Raw genomic sequence first — 17,858 nt, 5'->3', positions numbered from 1 at the left:
CCAAACCGTCCGCCTCAGTCGATGATGAAGCCGAAATCGCCGGGCGAACCGCTGATCGGATCGACGCGGCGATTGATGCCGTAAAGGCGGTTCATGCGGCCGAGCAGCGCGGTCTGCGCGTCCGAGGCGGGCGCAAAGCCGTCGTCGGGCCGCGACAATTCCTTCTGGGCCACCGCGCGCACCACATAGGGCGTCACGATCACCATCAGCTCGGTCTCGTTGTTGACGTAGTCCTGGCTGCGGAACAGCGCGCCGAGGATCGGCACCTGGTCGACGCCGGGCAGGCCGTTGATCGCCTGCTTGGTCTGCTGCTGGATCAGGCCGGCCATCGCCATCGAGCCGCCGGAGGGAATTTCCAGCGTGGTCTCGGCGCGGCGAGTCTGCACCGACGGGATGGTGATGGAGCTCGACGAGGTCGAGGACAGCGCCTGCGTCACCGTGATGGCGTTCTGGTTCGACAGCTCCGAGACTTCCGTCATCACCCGCAGGCTGATCCGGCCTTCGCTGAGCACGACCGGCGTGAAGTTCAGGGAGATGCCGAACTTCTTGTAGGTGATCTGGGTGGTACAGACATGCGTGGTCGGATCGCAGGAATAGCCTGCGGGGATCGGGAATTCGCCGCCCGCGATGAAGGTCGCGGATTCGCCCGAGATCGCCGTCAGGCTCGGTTCGGCCAGCGTGCGCATCACGCCGGCGCTTTCCATCGCCCGCATCGTGGCGTTGACGGTGGCAACGCCCTTGGCGAGGCCGGTGACGCCGAGCCCGTTGCCGCTGACCAGCGGTCCGCCGCTGACCGAGAACGGGTTGGAGTTGTTGAAATTCACCACCGCGGTGCCGGCGTTCAGGCTGGCGCTGAGATCGACGCCGAGCTGCTTGACGATGTCGCGGCGGACCTCGCCGACCACGACCTTGAGCATCACCTGGTCGCGGCCGCGCACGACGATGTTGTTGACGACCTTGTCCGAGCCGCCGACGAGCTTGGCGGCGACGTCGCCGGCCTGCTGCGCCTCGACCGGGCTCGACACCGAGCCGGTCAGCATCACGCTGTCGCCGACGCCTTCGATCTGCACGCCCGGCAGCGACGAGCGCAACGCGGCGCGCATGCCGTTGAGATCGCGCTTCACCGCGATGTCGTAGGAGGCGACCTGCTGGCCGTCGGCGCTGAAGAACACGACATTGGTCTGGCCGACCTGGCCGCCGATGATATAGGCGCGCTGCGCCGAGCGGATCACCGCGTTGGCGATCTTGGGATCTGCCACCAGCACGTCCTTGACCTCGCGCGGCAGGTCGATGACGACGGATTTGCCGACGCCAAGCGAGAGAAACCGCGTCTTCGCCGGCGCGATCGTTCCGACCGATGTCAGGCCGAGATCCGGTGCCTGCATCGGCGCCTGGTCGCCGACCGGCGCATCAGCGGCAGCGCTGACCTGCTGGGGCGCTGCGAGCAGCCCCAGCATCAGCATCGTCCCCATCCAGAACGAGCTTGCGCGCTTCCCCCGAATGCGCAGGCCCGTCCGATCATCCCCGTAGTTCATCATGTCCCCATCACTTCTGTGACGTCAGTTGCCGCGCCTGCACCCCGTAACGGATGACGTTGACTCCATCGGCCGGACGCTTGATCGCCTGGTCGGCCGTGCCGTCGGCCGCGTTGGCATCGACGAGGCTGCGCAGCGCGAGCTGGAGTGTGCCGCCCTGGCGCGCGGCGGCGAGGGTCGAGATCTGGTCCGGCCTGAGCTCGAGCGTGACGGTCTTACCGACCACGGCGTTCTGGCCTTCTTTTTCCTTCGGCGCCTGGTCGATCGCGAGCACGCGGATATTGGTCAGGATGACCTCGGAAATGATGAGGTCGTTGCCGGCGGTCGGACCGTTGTTGTTGCCGTCGGGATTCTTCAGGCGGCGGGTCAGCACGATGTCGACGCGGTCGTTCGGCAGAATGAAGCCGCCGGCCGCGGTCTCGGCGGAAATCTCGGTGGAGACGGCGCGCATGCCCTGGGGCAGGATCGCGGCCATGAAGCCGGAGCCTTCGGCCCTGACCAGCTTCTGCTCGCGGATCGGCTCGCCCTGCATCAACGGCACGCGCGCGATCGAGCCGGCGATCTGGGTCTGCGCTTCGGGCCTGCTGTCGCGGCGGATGAAGGCGTTGCTCGCGGTCGACGCTGGCCAGGACTGCCATTGCAGGTCGTCCGGCTTCACGGCCTGGCCGAGCTGGATGTCGTTCTTCGCGACGAGAACCTCGACTGTCGGCAGCTTCTCGGCGACAGGAAGGATGGCCGCGGGCTTGTTCTCGTAGCCGCTTGCCAGATACGCAGCGACGCCGCCGGCGCCCAGCGCGATGACGAGAACGACAATGCGTGCGGTGTTCATACGCTTCTACTCTTACGCGGGGCACTCGAACCGCACCTGGCGGGTTCCCCTGCGTCGATGAGTAGGCAGTAAAAGTATAAGGGGCGTTGCGAGGCCGAATGTGATGGGCAGTGATGCTGCCAGTTTTAAGCAGATGGTGAACGTCGCGTTATCCGGTCGGCCAGTGGCCCCGTAGATTCACGCAAGGCGAGATGTTCGTTCGAACGATGCGCGCGGCGTCATGGTGAATGGGTGGTTAGTGGTGCGTGGAGCGATGTCGTGCGCAAGCTACGGCAACGGTGATCCGTCATCCCCGCGCAACGGCAAAGCCGTTGTCGCTGGAGGTGCTCAGCTTGCGATGCAACGCATCGCAAGCTGAGCCTCGAAGGATGAGCGGCGGCGATGCAGCCGGCAGCAGGGCCGTCGTCCTTCGAGGCCGCCGCTACGCGTCGGCGCCTCAGGGTGACGGTGATGGATTGGCGACGTCGCACGCCGACGGTCTCAAAGACTTACTGGCAGGGATACCGACGGCCGTCCTTTGCCGCAAACGTATTCGTTGCCGGATCGTACGAGCGGTAACGTTGCGCGCACGCGGTCGCGTGCTGCTGGGCGGCCGCTGCCTCCTGCTGCGCGGCGGCGCTGGCTGCACCGGCTGCGATGGCGCCGCCGATCAGGCCACCGACCAGTCCGCCGACACCGGCGCCGTTGTCATAACACTGTCCATAACGGCACCAGACCTGCTCGGTCATTTCAGGCGCTGCGGCAGTGAGGCCCGAGCCGATCTGTAAAGGCGCAGACATGGCGGAGGTTGAAAACAGCGCGACACAGACGGCCGCGATCGAGACAAGCTTTGAAATGTGATCGTTTCGCATTGGATTTCCTGCTTCATTGCGGCGGGCGCAGGACGGCGCCTGCCTCCCGCTTCCCGCGAACGTGGAGTTCATTGGCCGGCCGCATCCACCACACGGCAGAGATTGGTACTGACACCTGGCGCCACTTGTCCCGGCGGCAAGATGAAGACCGCATCGACGCGGCTGCCCTTGACGTCCTTGCGCACGACGACGCGTAGCGTCTGCGCGCGGCCGGATCCGGTCGTTTCCTGCTGCGTGGTCAGCGTGCCCAGCGCCTTGTCCACGTTCACGTTGACAAAGCCCTCCGCCATGACGGCGCGGGAGATCCTGTCGAGCGCGACGGTGGGATTGACCGACGGGAAGATCATCCAGACCTTATGCGTCGTGCCGGTTACCAGCGGAACGCCGCTGAGCTGATAGTGGTCCGCGCAGCTATCGGCGCGCGCCGGCATCGACGCGAGAGCCATCAGCGTGAGCGCGCAAATTGTTCTCGTAAGCATGCTTCCCTAACCTGTTTGAGTCGGTCGAAGCGATTTAGGCCAATCGCGCCACAAGTCCATCGACGCCGGCGCATTCGGGATGGATGCATTCGGATTCTGGCTAGGGCGATCGATTGCGCGATCTGGATATTCGGGTTCGGATATCGGATATTGAGAGCGCGATCTGAATTCGCCCGAGCTGTGCTAGCATGGTGACGCGATCGATTTGCCTGAGGCAAAAGAGCAACGATTGGGATCTGCATGGTCGAAGACATACTTGCCGCTCCTCCCGCGCGATCGGGGTCGTCGTTTCAGGAGCTGCTTGAAATACTCCATCCTCACGGGATCAACGCGCATTCCGCGCCGAGGCCGGACGGATCGTTTCGCTGGCATGCGGACGTCGCAATTGGCGCGGGCATGGATGTCGTCAGGGCCGAGCTGTCCGCAGGTTGGGATTGGCGCTACGCCTACGGCGATTCATCGGGAGAGCTTGCAATCAGCCTTCTGAACGCCGGCAGGGCCGAAATGCTCATTGCCGGAAAGAACGTGCAACGCATGGACTCCGACATCGCCATCGTATCGCTTCCGACGCTGCAGAAGCAGCGGGTCGAAGCGGTCGATGGACGATATTCGAGCGTGACGCTGACGGTGCATACGGGCGTGGTCACAAAGGTGCTGTCGGCGACGTTCGGCAGCACGGCGCTGGAAGATCTCAATCTGGCGCCCAAGGTCGATCTGTCTACCAGCGCCGGGCAGATGCTGCTTCAGCTGGTTCGCGCCAGCACGACCGGCCTGCATGACGGGATTCTGGCACGTTCGCCGAAGGCCAGCGCGCTGCTGTCGGAGGCCGCGATCCAGCTGGTCCTCGAAAATGTGCCGCATCGGCTGATCGAGCGGTTGAACCGCCAGCCCATGGACGTGCCGCCTCGTCACGTCAGGCGCGCGGTCGAATACATGCGGGCCAATCTCCATCTGCCGCTGACGATCGCCGACATTGCCGGCAACGTCGGGATCAGCAGCAGGCTGCTGCAATCGGGATTTCGCAGTATCCACGGAACGACACCGGTCGCCTATTTGCGCAGAATTCGACTCGAGGCGATCCACGACGAGCTCTCGCGACCGGAGAATCTCCTTCCGGTCAGCGAGGTCGCGCTGAAATGGGGCTTTACCCACATGGGCCGGTTTGCGGCGTCGTACCGGACGGCGTTTGGCCTCTATCCGTCCGATACAGTCCGCCGCGCCCGGGGATTTTGCGGCTGAAGGAGCCGACGGAAGCCAATGAGTGCGTAGCCCGGATGGAGCGCAGCGAAATCCGGGGCCGCTGAGTATGTCGCGCGCGATCCCGGATTTCGCTGCGCTCCATCCGGGCTACGGGACCGACACCTACCTCGCCCGCTTCTGCTCGATGACGTCCCAGATCTTCGCCGCGACGTCGGGGCCGCCGAGGCGTGCGATGGCGCGGATGCCGGTGGGCGAGGTCACGTTGATCTCGGTGAGATTGCCGTTGATGACGTCGATGCCGACGAACAGCAGGCCACGCTCGCGCAGCGCCGGGCCGACGGCGGCGCAGATCTCGCGCTCGCGCGGGGTGAGCTCGGTCTCCTTCGCCGCGCCGCCGCGCACCATGTTGGAGCGGAGATCATCGGCGGCCGGCACGCGGTTCACCGCGCCGGCGAACTCGCCGTCGACCAGGATGATGCGCTTGTCGCCCTGCTTTACCTCGGGGATGAACTGCTGGATCACCCAGGCTTCCTTGAAGGTCACCGAGAACATGTCGAACAGCGAGCCGAAATTCATGTCCTGCGGCATCACGCGGAACACTGCCGCTCCGCCATGGCCGTGCAGCGGCTTCATCACGACGGCGCCGTGCTTGTCGCGGAAGGCGTTGATCTCGTCGAGGTCGCGCGAGATCAGCGTCGGCGGCATCAGCTGCGGAAAGTTCATCACGAACAGCTTTTCCGGCGCGTTGCGCACCGAGGCCGGGTCGTTGACGACCAGCGTCTTCGGATGGATGCGCTCGAGCATGTGCGTCGAGGTGATGTAGGCGAGGTCGAACGGCGGATCCTGGCGCAGCAGCACCACGTCAAAGCCGTTCAGCGCCTCGCGCCTGGGCTCGCCGAGGGTGAAATGATTGCCGGGCTCGTCGCGCACCGTCAGGAGCTGGACCGGCGCGACGATCTCCTCGCCGACCATCGAGAGCTTGTCGGGGGTGTAATAGGACAGGCCGTGGCCGCGCTTCTGCGCCTCCAGGAGCAGCGCGAAGGTGGAATCGCCCTTGATGTTGATGCGGGCGATGGGGTCCATCTGGACGGCGACGTTGAGTTTCATGGTCTGCCTTTCAGGTCGAGGCGTCGAATGCCGCCAACACATGGCGCGGAAGTGAGCGCGGCGCAATCAGCATGGCGTCGAATCGCAATTCGAATTCGGCATGCTCGGGATGCGCCACGAGCCAGCCTTGCGCGGCGTCGATGATCCGCTGCTGCTGGCGCGGGGTCACCGCATAGGCCGCGTCATCCAGGCTGGCGCGCGCCTTGACCTCGACGAAGGCGATCAGATTGCGGCGGCGTGCCACGAGGTCGATCTCGCCATGCGGGGTGCGGAAGCGTTTTGCGAGGATGCGATAGCCCTTGGCCATCAGATAGGCAGCGGCGCGACTCTCGGCAGAGATGCCGGTGCGGAACGCGGCGACGCGCTCGGGCGAGGCGGCTTTCGGTTCCGCGCCTTCACTCTTCGCCATCGTCGCCCCGCAAATCCTTGGCGAGCTCGAGCGCGCGGGCATAGACCTCGCGGCGCGGCCGGCCCGACAGCGCGACCGCGTGCGCGACGGCATCCTTGACGCTGTTCGCGGCAAGCTGATCGCGCAGCAGATCGTCCAGCGCATCCGACGTCAGCACCTCGGCGTCGGCCGCCGGCGGAGCGATCACCAGCACGAATTCGCCGCGCGTCTCCAGCCCATCGGCATCCCGCGCCAGCTCGTGCAGCGGCGCGCGAGAAATCTCCTCGTGCAGCTTGGTCAGCTCGCGGCAGATCGCGGCTTCGCGGCTGCCCATGATCTCGGCGAGCTCGGTGAGCGTATCCTGGACGCGGTTGCCGGATTCGAACATCACCAGCGTCGCATCGATCCGCGCGAGCTCGGCCAGGCGCGATTTTCGCGCGGCAGATTTCGCCGGCAGAAAGCCTTCGAAGAAGAAGCGGTCGGTCGGCAGTGCCGCGACCGACAGCGCCGCCAGCACGGAGGACGGGCCGGGCAGCGCATAGACCGCATGGCCGGCGGCGCAGACCTCGCGCACCAGCTTGAAGCCCGGATCGGAGATCAGCGGCGTGCCGGCGTCGGAGACCAGCGCGACCGAGCCGCCTGCGGCGAGCGCTTCCAGGATCTTCGGGCGCGCGGCTTCGGCGTTATGCTCGTGGTACTGCTTGAGTTGGGCGCTAATCGCGTAGCGCTCGGTCAGGCGCCGCGTGATCCTGGTGTCTTCGCAGGCGATGACATCGACGCCGGCCAGCGTCTGCAGCGCCCGCAAGGTGATGTCGCCGAGATTGCCGATCGGGGTTGCGACCAGATAGAGGCCCGGCGCCGCCTTCGGGGCCGGTAGCCGATGGGCGTCGATGGAGAAACCGCGCGGAGCGGCGTCTGGGCCTTCAGGCGTATTTATCGGGGCCGGCTTTGCGCGCATAATGAAACGAACTTAGGCATGATCCCCGGGGCTGGGAACCGGTCCACCGAAAAAGATCATGCTGTGGTGAGGGGTGAGGAAGGACTGGAATGTGATCCATTAGGCATCACATTCCCGAGGGAATGAGGTGTCAGCGTCATATTCACGGCGGAAACGCCGCCTTGATGCTGGGTGACGGACGGTGGACAGCTAGCCAGACGTGAGGGGCGGTCGCGTTAAGCGGTCATTATCCTTTTGTTTTAGTTAACTATTTACCGACAATATGCCTGAATCCGCGGCTTCTGTCGCGGCAAGAATGTTGTGTGACCGGCCGGCCGACGGCTGGTCAGAAGAGAAGCTGCCATGGGCCCGCGTGATCCAAAGTTTCCCGTTCAGGGGCCCCGTTTGTCCGGGGCGACCCGGCGGAGCGCGCTCGGCCTGCTGCTCGGCGCACCCGTGCTGTCGGCCTGCGCCGGCGTGCAGCAGAGCCTGAGCCAGTTCTCCAACCCGTTCAGCAGCTCCTCCCCGCCCCCGGCCCAACCGGCAGGTCCTCCGCAGCAGGCCACGACCGCCGGGACCGGCGGGGTCAAGGTCGCCGTGATCCTGCCGCTCTCGGCCGCCGGCAATGCCGGTCTTGCCGCGCAGTCGATGCGCAATGCCGCCGAGATGGCGCTGGCCGAGTTCCAGAATCCGAACATCCAGCTCCTGATCAAGGACGACAATGGCAGCCCGCAGGGCGCGCAAGCCGGCGCGCAGCAGGCGGTCGACGAAGGCGCCGAGATCATTCTGGGGCCGCTGTTCGCGCAGTCGGTGCCGGCGGTCGCGCAAGTCGCGCGTACGCGCGGCATTTCCGTCATCGCGTTCTCGACCGACTCCAGCATCGCCGGTCGCGGCGTCTATCTGCTCTCTTTCCTTCCCGAGTCCGACGTCAACCGCATCGTCGAATATTCCGCCAGCATCGGAAAGCGCTCGGTCGCCGTGCTGGTGCCCGACAATGCCTATGGCAATGTCGTCGAGGCCGCGGTGAAGGCCGCGGTGCCGCGGCGCGGCGGGCGCATCGTCGCGTTCGAGAAATACGGCGCCGATCGCGCCACGCCGGCGCGCGCAGTGGCGCAGCAGCTCGGCAGTGCGGATGGGCTGTTCATCGCCGATGACGGCGATGCGGTGGTTTCAGTGGCGGATGCGATGACGGCCGCGGGCGCGAATTTGCGCAACATCCAGTTGCTCGGTACCGGCCTGTGGGACAGTCCGCGCGTCTACGCCAGCCAGAACCTGCAAGGCGGCCTCTATGCCGCGCCCGATCCGGCCGGTTTCCGCGCCTTCTCCGGCCGCTATCGCACCAAATACGGCGCCGATCCGATCCGCACCGCGACGCTCGCCTATGACGCGGTCGCCCTCGTCGCCGCGCTCGCGCGTACGCAAGGCACGACGCGCTTCTCGGCCGATGTGCTCACCAATCCGTCCGGCTTTGCCGGCATCGACGGCCTGTTCCGCTTCCGCGCCGATGGTACCAATGAGCGCGGGCTCGCGGTGATGAAGGTGACGACCGGCGGCGGTGTTGCGGTCGCGGGCTCGCCGAAGAGTTTTGGGGCGTAGTTCGGGGCGACGCTGCCGTAGTTTCGTAGCCCGGATGGAGCGAAGCGCAATCCGGGAGCAGTCTCTCCGCGTAGATGGACCCCGGATTACGCTTCGCTCCATCCGGGCTACAAGATCTCACCAAGCCGCGAACTCGCTACGCCGCGAGATCCGCGACCACCGCATCCAGCACCGGAAAACCGCTGCTCGTGACACGCAGGCGGCCTGTGGCATCCACCGTGATCGCACCTTCCTCGCGCAAGAGCGCGATGCGGCCGGGGTCGAGCTCGCGGCCCGAGAGAGCCTTGTAACGCTCGGGGTCGATACCCTCGGCCAAGCGCAATCCCATCAGCAAAAATTCGTCGGCGCGTTCTTCGCTGTTGAGGAGATCGTCGGTGACGACGCCGTCGCCGTTGGTCTCGACCCGCATCAGCCAGGCTTCGGGGCGCTTCTCGGTGGCGGTGGCATGGCGCACGCCGTCGATATCGAGGCGGCCATGGGCGCCGGGACCGATGCCGGCATATTCCTCGCCGCGCCAGTAGACCAGATTGTGCCGGCACTCGGCGCCGCGTCGCGCGTGATTGGAGATCTCGTAAGCGGGCAGGCCAAGCTTCTCGCAGGTCTCCTGCGTCACGTCGTAGAGCGCGCGCGCGACCGCTTCGTCCGGTGTCTTCAATTTGCCGGCCTGGTGGAGACCGAAGAACGGCGTGCCTTCTTCAATGGTCAGTTGATAGAGCGACAGATGCTCGGCCGCTTCACCGATCGCGAGGCGAAGTTCATCGGCCCACATCGCCGGCGTCTGGTCGGGGCGGGCGTAGATCAGGTCGAACGAGTAACGGTCGAACGAGCGGCGCGCGATGGCGACGGCGTCGAGTGCCTCTCGCGCGCTGTGCATGCGGCCCAGTGCTTTCAGTGAGGCGTCGTCGAGCGCCTGCACGCCGAGCGAGACGCGGTTGACGCCGGCGGCGCGATAGCCGGCAAAGCGCGTGGCTTCGACGCTGGTGGGGTTGGCCTCAAGCGTGACCTCGACATCGCTCACGACGGTCCAGTGCTTGCCGATCGCATCGAGCACGGCGCCGACGGTCGACGGCTGCATCAATGACGGCGTGCCGCCGCCGAGGAAGATCGAGGTGACTTCGCGCCCGGGCGCGCGCTCGGCGGTCGTGGCGATCTCGCGCGCGAAAGCGGAAGCAAAGCGCGCCTCGTCGATCGCGGCGTGGCGGACATGGCTGTTGAAGTCGCAATAGGGGCACTTCGACAGGCAGAACGGCCAGTGCACGTAAACGCCGAAAGCTTCCTTAGCGCGGCTCAAGGCAGATCTCCGCCAGTTTCACGAAGGCGCGGGCGCGATGCGACAGGCCAAGGCCGAGCGGCGGCAGGCCGTGCTTCTCGATGCTGGTCATCTCGCCGAAGGTACGGTCGTAACCATTGGGCAAAAACATCGGATCGTAGCCGAAGCCGGCGGTGCCGCGCGGCGGCCAGACCAGCGTGCCGTCGACGCGCGCCTCGACCTCTTCGAGATGATCGTCGGGCCAGGCAACGCAGAGCGCGGAGACGAAATGCGCGGTGCGCTTGTCCGCCGTGGTCGCGCCGCGCTCCTGCAGCAGGCGCTCGATCTGCGCCATCGCCGCGGCGAAGTCCTTGCTCGGCCCGGCCCAGCGCGCGGAGAAAATGCCGGGCGCGCCGTCGAGCGCGTCGACCACGATACCGGAATCATCGGCAAAGGACGGAAGCCCGGTCGCCTGCGCCGCCGCGATCGCCTTGACCGCGGCGTTGCTGCGGAAATCATTGCCGGTCTCGTCGGGCTCGCCCAGGCCGAGCTCACCGGCCGACACCGCCTCGATGCCGTGAGGCGCGAGCAGCTCCTTCATCTCGGCGAGCTTGCCGGGATTATGGGTGGCGATGACGAGCTTTCCGGTGATTCGGCGATGCATGGGTCTATTGACTACGCCACGGCCAGTTTCTGCAAGTCCACCAGACGCGCGATGCCCTTTTGCGCCAGGCCGATCAGCTTCAGGAACTCGTCCTGCGTGAATGGCTCGCGTTCCGCGGTACCCTGCACCTCGATGATGCGGCCATCGCCGGTCATGACGAAATTGGCGTCGGTTTCGGCTTCCGAATCCTCAGCATAGTCGAGGTCGAGCACGGGCGTGCCGTTGTAGATGCCGCAGGAGATCGCAGCGACGTTGTCGCGCATCACGTTGGCCTTGATCATGTTGCGCGCCTTCATCCAGTTGATGCAATCGGCGAGCGCGACCCAGGCGCCGGTGATCGAGGCCGTGCGGGTGCCGCCGTCGGCCTGGAGTACGTCGCAATCGACCGTGATCTGGCGTTCGCCGAGCGCTTCGAGATCGACGATGGTGCGCAACGAGCGGCCGATCAGGCGCTGGATCTCGACGGTGCGGCCGCTCTGCTTGCCGGCGGCAGCTTCGCGGCGGGTACGTTCGGAGGTCGCGCGCGGCAGCATGCCGTATTCGGCGGTGACCCAGCCGCGGCCCTGGCCCTTCAGCCAGGGCGGCAGGCGGTCTTCCAGCGTGGCGGTGACCAGCACATGGGTGTCGCCGAATTTCACGAGGCAGGAGCCTTCCGCATATTTGACCACGCCACGCTCAAGCGTCACGGGGCGCAATTCGTCGGGCGCACGGCGGCTTGGCCGCATGGGGAATCCTCCAAAACTCTCGGAAAAGGGCTGTTCGCGGTGCTTGTAGGTGGGGTGAAGGTGGGCGGCAAGGGGGAAGATCAAGGGCTTATTCACCCCCTGATTCTTGCCCCGATTTCAGGTCCGCAAAAGCCACGCTTGTCAGAACCCTCGGGGATGGACAAATTATGAGCATCTGAGAGGAGTTACCGTCTGTGGCCCATCACGATCCGATCCATCTGATCGCGCCGCGCGCAGGCCTCGCCCAGCTCAACGAGCGTTCCCGCGACATCTTTCGTCAAATTGTCGAAAGCTATCTCGCGACCGGCGAACCTGTCGGCTCGCGCAACATCTCGCGGCTGATCGCCATGCCGCTGTCGCCGGCTTCGGTCCGCAACGTCATGGCCGATCTGGAACAGCTTGGCCTGATCTACGCCCCGCACACCTCCGCCGGCCGGCTGCCGACGGAACTCGGCCTGCGCTTCTTCGTCGACGCCCTGATGCAGGTCGGCGACCTCACCGAGGCCGAGCGGCAGTCGATCCAGAGCCAGCTCGCCACCGTCGGGCACGCCCAATCGGTCGAGGCGGCGCTGGACCAGGCGCTGACGCGGCTGTCGGGCCTGACCCGCGCCGCAGCCGTGGTGCTGACGCCGAAATCCAATGCGCGGCTGAAACACATCGAATTCGTCCGGCTGGAACCGGAGAAGGCGCTGGTGATCCTCGTCGGCGAGGACGGCCAGGTCGAAAACCGCGTGCTGACGCTGCCGCCCGGAGTTCCCTCCTCGGCGATCACCGAGGCCGGCAATTTCCTCAATGCGCGCATCCGCGGCCGGACGCTGGCCGAGGCGCGGCTCGAGCTCGAAACGGCGCTCGGAGAAGCCCGCGCCGAGCTCGATCAGCTCACGCAGAAGGTGATTTCGGCGGGAATCGCGAGCTGGTCCGGCGGCGAGAACGAGGACCGCCAGCTCATCGTGCGCGGCCATGCCAATCTGCTCGAGGATCTGCACGCGCTGGAGGATCTGGAGCGTGTTCGCCTCCTGTTCGACGATCTCGAGACCAAGCGCGGCGTCATCGACCTGCTCGGCCGCGCCGAGACCGCCGAAGGCGTGCGCATCTTTATCGGTTCGGAAAACAAACTGTTTTCCTTGTCCGGCTCCTCCACGATCATCTCGCCGTATCGGGATGCCGCCGGCCACATCGTCGGTGTTTTGGGCGTGATCGGGCCGACGCGGCTGAATTATGCCCGCGTGATCCCGACCGTGGACTACGCCGCCCGCATCGTCAGCCGCCTTTTGGGGGGCTGACCGGCGTTTCCGCCGATCACGGGCGCTTGATTTTCGCGCGCTTAGGCACGATATCCGGGCCAACAATCCCTGGAAACGAGTTCGAGATTAGAGCCGATGACCGATCGAGACCGGCAACCCGAAGACACGACCGCGCCGACCGGCGAGCCCGTGGTGTCGAAGCCCTACATCATGCCCGACGATCCCGAGCCGGGTTCGGTCGAGCTGCTGCAGAAGGAAGCCGCCGAGGCGCGCGATCGCATGCTGCGGACGCTGGCCGAGATGGAGAATCTGCGCAAGCGCACCGCCAAGGAGGTCGCTGACTCCAAGCTCTACGGCGTCACCGGCTTTGCTCGCGACGTGCTCGACATCGCCGACAATCTCCAGCGTGCCCTCGATGCCGTTCCGGCCGAGGCGCGGGCTGCTGCCGATGCCGGCCTGAAGTCGCTGATCGAGGGCGTCGAGCTCACCGAGCGCTCGCTGCTCAACGCGCTGGAAAAGCACGGCGTGAAGAAGTTCGATCCGCTGGGCCAGAAGTTCGACCCGAACTTCCAGCAGGCGATGTTCGAAGTGCCCGATGCGTCGGTGCCGTCGGGCACCGTGGTGCAGGTCGTGCAGGCCGGCTACACCATCGGCGAGCGCGTGCTGCGCCCGGCTTTGGTCGGTGTCGCCAAGGGCGGCGCGAAGGCCGCGGCCGCAAACAACAACGAGTCGAGCGGCGCACCGAACTGATCTCCATTCCGGGTTCGGCTCTTGGAGCCGCCCCGGAATGACTGCGTGAAGTCTTACGCGCTCAGAACGATATCCGCAGACTGGATCCGTTTCACGCCGGCCTTGGCCATATCGGCCCAGGCTTTGGCCAGCGAACCCTGCGTGTCGATGCCGCGGCAGGCGTCTTCCACCACATAGGCCTCGAAGCCCGCCTTGCGCGCGTCGAGCGCGGTCCAGGCGACGCAGAAATCCGTCGCCAGGCCCACCACGAAGACGCGCTTGATCTTGCGTCCCTTGAGATAGCCGGCGAGGCCCGTCGAGGTCTTGCCGTCGGCCTCGACGAAGGCCGAGTAGCTGTCGACGTCCTTGTGAAAGCCCTTGCGGATGATCAGCTCGGCGTGCGGGATCGAAAGGTCCTTTGACAGCGCCGCGCCGTCGGTGCCCTGCACGCAATGGTCGGGCCACAGCACCTGCTTGCCATAAGGAAGGTCGACGGTCTCGAACGGCTTCTTGCCCGAGTGTACCGACGCAAACGAGACGTGGCCGGGCGTGTGCCAGTCCTGCGTCATCACCACGTTCGAGAACGCTTTCGAGATCTTGTTGATGACGGGCACGACCTGCTCGCCTTCCTTCACGGCGAGACTGCCGCCCGGCAGGAAGCAGTTCTGCACGTCGATCACGAGCAGCGCGGAGGCGTCGTCCGGCTTGATCGATCCCGCCGCAAACAGCGCGGTTGGCGCGAGGGTCGCCAGCGCCGTCGTCCCAAGCGCCGCGAGGATTTGTCGTCGATCGAGCATCGTTCGCCTCCCTCCAGGATGATCCAACGGAGGCGAAGCCTAGTTCCGTTCGTATACGAACAGAAGCCCGAAAATGCAGCCGGTTCTGGTGAGCGCTTGAGCTCCTTTTGGGTCGCTAGCCCTTCGGCTGGATGCCGTCGCGCACCGCGCGAAAGCGAGTGAAGGCGGCGGACCATTGGTCGCGCGGGGCGCTGGCGATGATGCGGAGCGACGCGCCGCCGCTCGAGAAGCGGATCCACTGCACCACGGTCACCGGGGTCTTGTCCTTGCCGCTGACACCGTCGATGCGGGTCTCAAAACCCTGCTGGCCGTTGATGCGGATCGGCTCCGACATGGTCACGCGGGATTCGCGCACGCCGGGGATCTGCAGTGCGGCCTCCTGGGCGAAGCGGGCGCGGTCGTCGGCCTGCTGCGGGGTGGCGCCGATCAGGCCGAGGATCATGAACGGCTTCGATTCATAGCCCGAGCTCTCATTACCGTCGGCCAGGATGATGCTCGAGCCCGGCGCCAGCGTGCGGATGTCCTTGAAGTCGGCGAGATCGGTGATCTTGAACGGCATCAGCCCGATCTGTTCTTCGGCCGAGACCTGCTTGCGGGTGGTGGTGCTGGCAAACATCTGCCGCACCGCCTCGTCGGTGTAGATCTTGGTCGCATTCTCCGGGATCTGCACCGCGACATAGCCGGAGAAGCCGGCGCCCGGCACGATCATCGAATAGCGCTTCACCGGGGTCTCGCCGGACTTGCCGGTCTCGGTGGTGAAATAGGCAAGGCCCGCAGGCGTCTCGATCTTGTCCTGCTTGACGCCGTTGGTGCCCGCCGGATTGGCATTGAAGGCGCTCACGACCTCGCCATAGGCCGCCGGCGGCAGCTCGGTGATCAGCACCTTGACGTTGCCGTCTTCGCTCTCGAAGCCCGGAAAGGTCTTGGCGGTGCTCAGCCCGACCAGCGGCACCATGCCGAGGCGAAGCCCGGGCGGGTAGACGGCGTCGGCGGCCAGGGCCGGAAGCGCGGTGGCGACGAGAAGGGCGAGCGCGGCGAGGGGGCGGATCAGCTTCATGGGCCACTCTGATTGGTTCACATTGAGGCCGTTCGATGGTCGGCGACCGGGCCGCTTTGTCGCGCGAAGCAGTCTGAATCAGTCCTGGGGCGACTGTCCGGGCGGTCCGCCTTTTAGCGGGTTTGGGGCGCCGGTAACAGGGCGGGGGCGGATCACGGTGGCGGGGGCTGGCTGAAGCCTGAACCTGTTAATAATTCCTCACCTGCAAGGGCGGTTGAGCCCGGATATGATCTGCCAAACCCCAATGTTTTCACGGCCAAAACGTCGTTTCGGTCCTTGCGGCACCCTCCCCCCCTCCTATATGAGCCTCAACCATCGCAATATCGCGGATGTTTGATCTTAGGGGGTTTCGGTTCGGGTGCCTTCTGGGCCCAGCCAACCTGCCGCAAAAACAAGGATATCAGGACCATGGGAAAGGTCATTGGGATCGACCTCGGCACCACGAATTCGTGCGTCGCCGTGATGGATGGCAAGAACGCCAAAGTCATCGAGAATTCCGAAGGCATGCGCACGACGCCTTCGATCGTCGCCGTCACGGACGACGGTGAGCGCCTCGTCGGCCAGCCTGCCAAGCGCCAGGCCGTTACCAATCCGGAGCGTACGTTCTTCGCAGTGAAGCGCCTCATCGGCCGCCGCTACGACGACCCGATGGTCGAGAAGGACAAGAAGCTCGTTCCGTACAAGATCGTGAAGGCTTCCAACGGCGACGCTTGGGTCGAGGCCGACGGCCAGACCTACTCGCCCTCGCAGGTCTCTGCCTTCATCCTGCAGAAGATGAAGGAGACCGCAGAAGCCCATCTCGGCCAGAAGGTCGATCAGGCGGTCATCACCGTTCCCGCTTACTTCAACGACGCCCAGCGCCAGGCCACCAAGGATGCCGGCAAGATCGCGGGCCTTGAAGTGCTGCGCATCATCAACGAGCCGACCGCGGCTGCGCTGGCCTATGGCCTCGACAAGACCAAGGCCGGCACGATTGCCGTGTACGATCTCGGCGGCGGTACGTTCGATATCTCCATTCTCGAAATCGGCGACGGCGTGTTCGAGGTGAAGTCGACCAACGGCGACACCTTCCTCGGCGGCGAAGATTTCGACATGCGCCTCGTTGGCTACCTCGCCGACGAGTTCCAGAAGGAGCAGGGCATCAACCTGCGCAACGACAAGCTCGCGTTGCAGCGCCTGAAGGAAGCCGCTGAAAAGGCCAAGATCGAGCTGTCGTCGACGACGCAGACCGAGATCAACCTGCCCTTCATCACCGCGGACCAGACCGGCCCGAAGCACCTGACGATGAAGCTCACCCGCGCCAAGTTCGAAGCGCTGGTCGACGACCTCGTCCAGAAGACCGTCGAGCCCTGCCGCAAGGCGCTGAAGGACGCCGGCGTCACTGCCGGTGAGATCGGCGAAGTGGTTCTGGTCGGCGGCATGTCGCGCATGCCGAAGGTCCAGGAAGTTGTGAAGCAGCTGTTCGGCAAGGAGCCGCACAAGGGCGTCAACCCGGACGAAGTCGTGGCGATCGGCGCGGCGATCCAGGCCGGCGTGCTCCAGGGCGACGTCAAGGACGTGCTGCTGCTCGACGTGACCCCGCTGTCGCTGGGCATCGAGACGCTGGGCGGCGTGTTCACCCGCATCATCGACCGCAACACCACGATCCCGACCAAGAAGAGCCAGGTGTTCTCGACCGCCGAGGATAACCAGAACGCGGTCACCATCCGCGTCTTCCAGGGCGAGCGTGAAATGGCGGCCGACAACAAGATGCTCGGTCAGTTCGACCTGATGGGCATTCCGCCGGCCCCGCGCGGCATGCCGCAGATCGAGGTGACGTTCGACATCGACGCCAACGGCATCGTCAACGTCTCGGCCAAGGACAAGGCCACGGGCAAGGAGCAGCAGATCCGCATCCAGGCCTCCGGTGGTCTGTCGGAAGCCGACATCGAGAAGATGGTCAAGGACGCCGAGGCCAATGCCGAGGCGGACAAGAAGCGCCGCGAGGCCGTTACCGCCAAGAACGAGGCGGATGGTCTGGTGCATTCGACCGAGAAGGCCCTGGCCGAGCACGGTTCGAAGGTCGGCGAGACCGAGCGCCGCGCCATCGAGGATGCCGTCGGCGACCTCAAGGAAGCGCTGAAGGGCGACGATGCCGAGGCGATCAAGGCCAAGACCCAGACGCTGGCGCAGGCTTCGATGAAGCTCGGCGAGGCCATGTACAAGCAGCAGGCCGAGGCCGACGCCAAGAAGGACGCGGCCAAGGACGACGTCGTCGACGCGGAGTTCACCGAGGTCGACGACGACAAGAACAACAAGAAGTCCGCATAAGCCCCGAGAGGGTATGATGCGGACGGCTTGGACCCCACACGCTTCTCTGGCCTCCCCCTTCAGGGGGGAGGCTTTCGTGTCGGGCTCGACGGGCGAAGACTCTTTTGAAGTCGGTCCCGTTACGATCAATCAATTCCCAGCCGCTATGCTCAACGCTGCCA

17 protein-coding genes are annotated in these 17,858 nt (G+C 65.4%); 5 read left to right on the top strand and 12 right to left on the bottom strand.

From position 1 onward, the window contains the following. Positions 1-14: 14 nt before the first annotated feature. From RAD16_RS29570 to RAD16_RS29555, 4 genes are all read right to left on the bottom strand, one after another. Entirely contained in the window at positions 15-1,535 is a 1,521-nt protein-coding gene (locus tag RAD16_RS29570; protein ID WP_458161484.1) for a type II and III secretion system protein family protein, read from the bottom strand. 10 nt (positions 1,536-1,545) lie between these two features. Beyond that, on the bottom strand, positions 1,546-2,364 hold the full coding sequence (gene cpaB / locus RAD16_RS29565; protein ID WP_458161360.1) for a Flp pilus assembly protein CpaB: 819 nt from the start codon (positions 2,362-2,364) through the stop codon (positions 1,546-1,548). Between the two features lie 488 nt (positions 2,365-2,852). Further along, entirely contained in the window at positions 2,853-3,287 is a 435-nt protein-coding gene (locus RAD16_RS29560) for a BA14K family protein (protein WP_458161359.1), read from the bottom strand. Next, positions 3,284-3,694: a hypothetical protein gene (locus RAD16_RS29555; RefSeq protein ID WP_458161358.1), complete on the bottom strand. Its 411-nt coding sequence runs from the start codon at positions 3,692-3,694 to the stop codon at positions 3,284-3,286. The genes RAD16_RS29560 and RAD16_RS29555 overlap by 4 nt, the downstream gene beginning before the upstream one ends. A gap of 396 nt (positions 3,695-4,090) precedes the next feature. Here RAD16_RS29555 and RAD16_RS29550 point away from each other — a divergent pair, with 396 nt between their 5' ends. Further along, complete coding sequence (locus tag RAD16_RS29550; RefSeq protein WP_458161357.1) at positions 4,091-4,933, top strand: helix-turn-helix domain-containing protein; 843 nt, start codon at positions 4,091-4,093, stop codon at positions 4,931-4,933. A gap of 123 nt (positions 4,934-5,056) precedes the next feature. On the opposite strand, the gene gshB is transcribed toward RAD16_RS29550, so the two are convergent. The 3 genes from gshB to rsmI are packed head-to-tail and all read right to left on the bottom strand — an operon-like array spanning position 5,057 to position 7,347. Further along, positions 5,057-6,001, bottom strand: coding sequence for a glutathione synthase (gene gshB / locus RAD16_RS29545; RefSeq protein WP_458161356.1), 945 nt, complete (start codon positions 5,999-6,001; stop codon positions 5,057-5,059). Between the two features lie 10 nt (positions 6,002-6,011). Then, positions 6,012-6,410: a YraN family protein gene (locus RAD16_RS29540; RefSeq protein ID WP_458161355.1), complete on the bottom strand. Its 399-nt coding sequence runs from the start codon at positions 6,408-6,410 to the stop codon at positions 6,012-6,014. Then, complete coding sequence (rsmI, locus tag RAD16_RS29535) at positions 6,397-7,347, bottom strand: 16S rRNA (cytidine(1402)-2'-O)-methyltransferase (protein WP_458161354.1); 951 nt, start codon at positions 7,345-7,347, stop codon at positions 6,397-6,399. The genes RAD16_RS29540 and rsmI overlap by 14 nt, the downstream gene beginning before the upstream one ends. Before the next feature lie 342 nt (positions 7,348-7,689). Between rsmI and RAD16_RS29530 the strand changes: the two genes are divergently transcribed. Further along, entirely contained in the window at positions 7,690-8,922 is a 1,233-nt protein-coding gene (locus RAD16_RS29530; RefSeq protein ID WP_458161353.1) for a penicillin-binding protein activator, read from the top strand. A gap of 136 nt (positions 8,923-9,058) precedes the next feature. Here the strand turns inward: RAD16_RS29530 and hemW are convergent, their stop codons facing one another. The 3 genes from hemW to rph are packed head-to-tail and all read right to left on the bottom strand — an operon-like array spanning position 9,059 to position 11,560. Next, positions 9,059-10,213 (bottom strand): radical SAM family heme chaperone HemW, encoded by a 1,155-nt coding sequence (hemW, locus tag RAD16_RS29525; RefSeq protein WP_458161352.1) that lies wholly within the window; start codon positions 10,211-10,213, stop codon positions 9,059-9,061. Further along, the gene (gene rdgB / locus RAD16_RS29520) at positions 10,200-10,835 is read right to left on the bottom strand and encodes an RdgB/HAM1 family non-canonical purine NTP pyrophosphatase (protein ID WP_458161351.1); all 636 of its coding nucleotides are present in this window, start codon (positions 10,833-10,835) and stop codon (positions 10,200-10,202) included. The genes hemW and rdgB overlap by 14 nt, the downstream gene beginning before the upstream one ends. 11 nt (positions 10,836-10,846) lie before the next feature. Next, positions 10,847-11,560, bottom strand: coding sequence for a ribonuclease PH (gene rph / locus RAD16_RS29515; protein WP_326899516.1), 714 nt, complete (start codon positions 11,558-11,560; stop codon positions 10,847-10,849). A gap of 194 nt (positions 11,561-11,754) precedes the next feature. On the opposite strand from rph, the gene hrcA reads away from it, so the two are divergent. Beyond that, entirely contained in the window at positions 11,755-12,843 is a 1,089-nt protein-coding gene (gene hrcA, locus RAD16_RS29510) for a heat-inducible transcriptional repressor HrcA (protein WP_458161350.1), read from the top strand. A gap of 96 nt (positions 12,844-12,939) precedes the next feature. Then, entirely contained in the window at positions 12,940-13,554 is a 615-nt protein-coding gene (gene grpE, locus RAD16_RS29505; RefSeq protein WP_458161349.1) for a nucleotide exchange factor GrpE, read from the top strand. 53 nt (positions 13,555-13,607) lie between these two features. On the opposite strand, the gene pncA is transcribed toward grpE, so the two are convergent. Further along, complete coding sequence (pncA, locus tag RAD16_RS29500) at positions 13,608-14,330, bottom strand: bifunctional nicotinamidase/pyrazinamidase (RefSeq protein WP_458161348.1); 723 nt, start codon at positions 14,328-14,330, stop codon at positions 13,608-13,610. A 115-nt stretch (positions 14,331-14,445) separates the two neighbouring features. Then, positions 14,446-15,387: a hypothetical protein gene (locus tag RAD16_RS29495; RefSeq protein ID WP_458161347.1), complete on the bottom strand. Its 942-nt coding sequence runs from the start codon at positions 15,385-15,387 to the stop codon at positions 14,446-14,448. Between the two features lie 408 nt (positions 15,388-15,795). Here RAD16_RS29495 and dnaK point away from each other — a divergent pair, with 408 nt between their 5' ends. Next, positions 15,796-17,697, top strand: a complete 1,902-nt coding sequence (gene dnaK / locus RAD16_RS29490; protein ID WP_458161346.1) for a molecular chaperone DnaK — start codon at positions 15,796-15,798, stop codon at positions 17,695-17,697. Positions 17,698-17,858: the final 161 nt, after the last annotated feature.

This window comes from Bradyrhizobium sp. 18BD (genome assembly GCF_054185225.1).
The sequence above is the reverse complement of the archived record's forward strand: the minus strand, read 5'-3'. Positions and strand labels throughout refer to the sequence as shown.

What these genes read in the sequence shown, in the direction of transcription:
- rdgB (WP_458161351.1), bottom strand. Translation starts at nt 10,835, where the DNA reads ATGCATCGCCGAATCACCGGAAAGCTCGTCATCGCCACCCATAATCCC.
- RAD16_RS29540 (WP_458161355.1), bottom strand. Translation starts at nt 6,410, where the DNA reads ATGGCGAAGAGTGAAGGCGCGGAACCGAAAGCCGCCTCGCCCGAGCGC.
- RAD16_RS29555 (WP_458161358.1), bottom strand. Translation starts at nt 3,694, where the DNA reads ATGCTTACGAGAACAATTTGCGCGCTCACGCTGATGGCTCTCGCGTCG.
- grpE (WP_458161349.1), top strand. Translation starts at nt 12,940, where the DNA reads ATGACCGATCGAGACCGGCAACCCGAAGACACGACCGCGCCGACCGGC.
- cpaB (WP_458161360.1), bottom strand. Translation starts at nt 2,364, where the DNA reads ATGAACACCGCACGCATTGTCGTTCTCGTCATCGCGCTGGGCGCCGGC.
- gshB (WP_458161356.1), bottom strand. Translation starts at nt 6,001, where the DNA reads ATGAAACTCAACGTCGCCGTCCAGATGGACCCCATCGCCCGCATCAAC.
- rph (WP_326899516.1), bottom strand. Translation starts at nt 11,560, where the DNA reads ATGCGGCCAAGCCGCCGTGCGCCCGACGAATTGCGCCCCGTGACGCTT.
- pncA (WP_458161348.1), bottom strand. Translation starts at nt 14,330, where the DNA reads ATGCTCGATCGACGACAAATCCTCGCGGCGCTTGGGACGACGGCGCTG.
- RAD16_RS29560 (WP_458161359.1), bottom strand. Translation starts at nt 3,287, where the DNA reads ATGAACTCCACGTTCGCGGGAAGCGGGAGGCAGGCGCCGTCCTGCGCC.
- RAD16_RS29530 (WP_458161353.1), top strand. Translation starts at nt 7,690, where the DNA reads ATGGGCCCGCGTGATCCAAAGTTTCCCGTTCAGGGGCCCCGTTTGTCC.
- RAD16_RS29550 (WP_458161357.1), top strand. Translation starts at nt 4,091, where the DNA reads ATGGATGTCGTCAGGGCCGAGCTGTCCGCAGGTTGGGATTGGCGCTAC.
- rsmI (WP_458161354.1), bottom strand. Translation starts at nt 7,347, where the DNA reads ATGCGCGCAAAGCCGGCCCCGATAAATACGCCTGAAGGCCCAGACGCC.
- dnaK (WP_458161346.1), top strand. Translation starts at nt 15,796, where the DNA reads ATGGGAAAGGTCATTGGGATCGACCTCGGCACCACGAATTCGTGCGTC.
- RAD16_RS29570 (WP_458161484.1), bottom strand. Translation starts at nt 1,535, where the DNA reads ATGAACTACGGGGATGATCGGACGGGCCTGCGCATTCGGGGGAAGCGC.
- RAD16_RS29495 (WP_458161347.1), bottom strand. Translation starts at nt 15,387, where the DNA reads ATGAAGCTGATCCGCCCCCTCGCCGCGCTCGCCCTTCTCGTCGCCACC.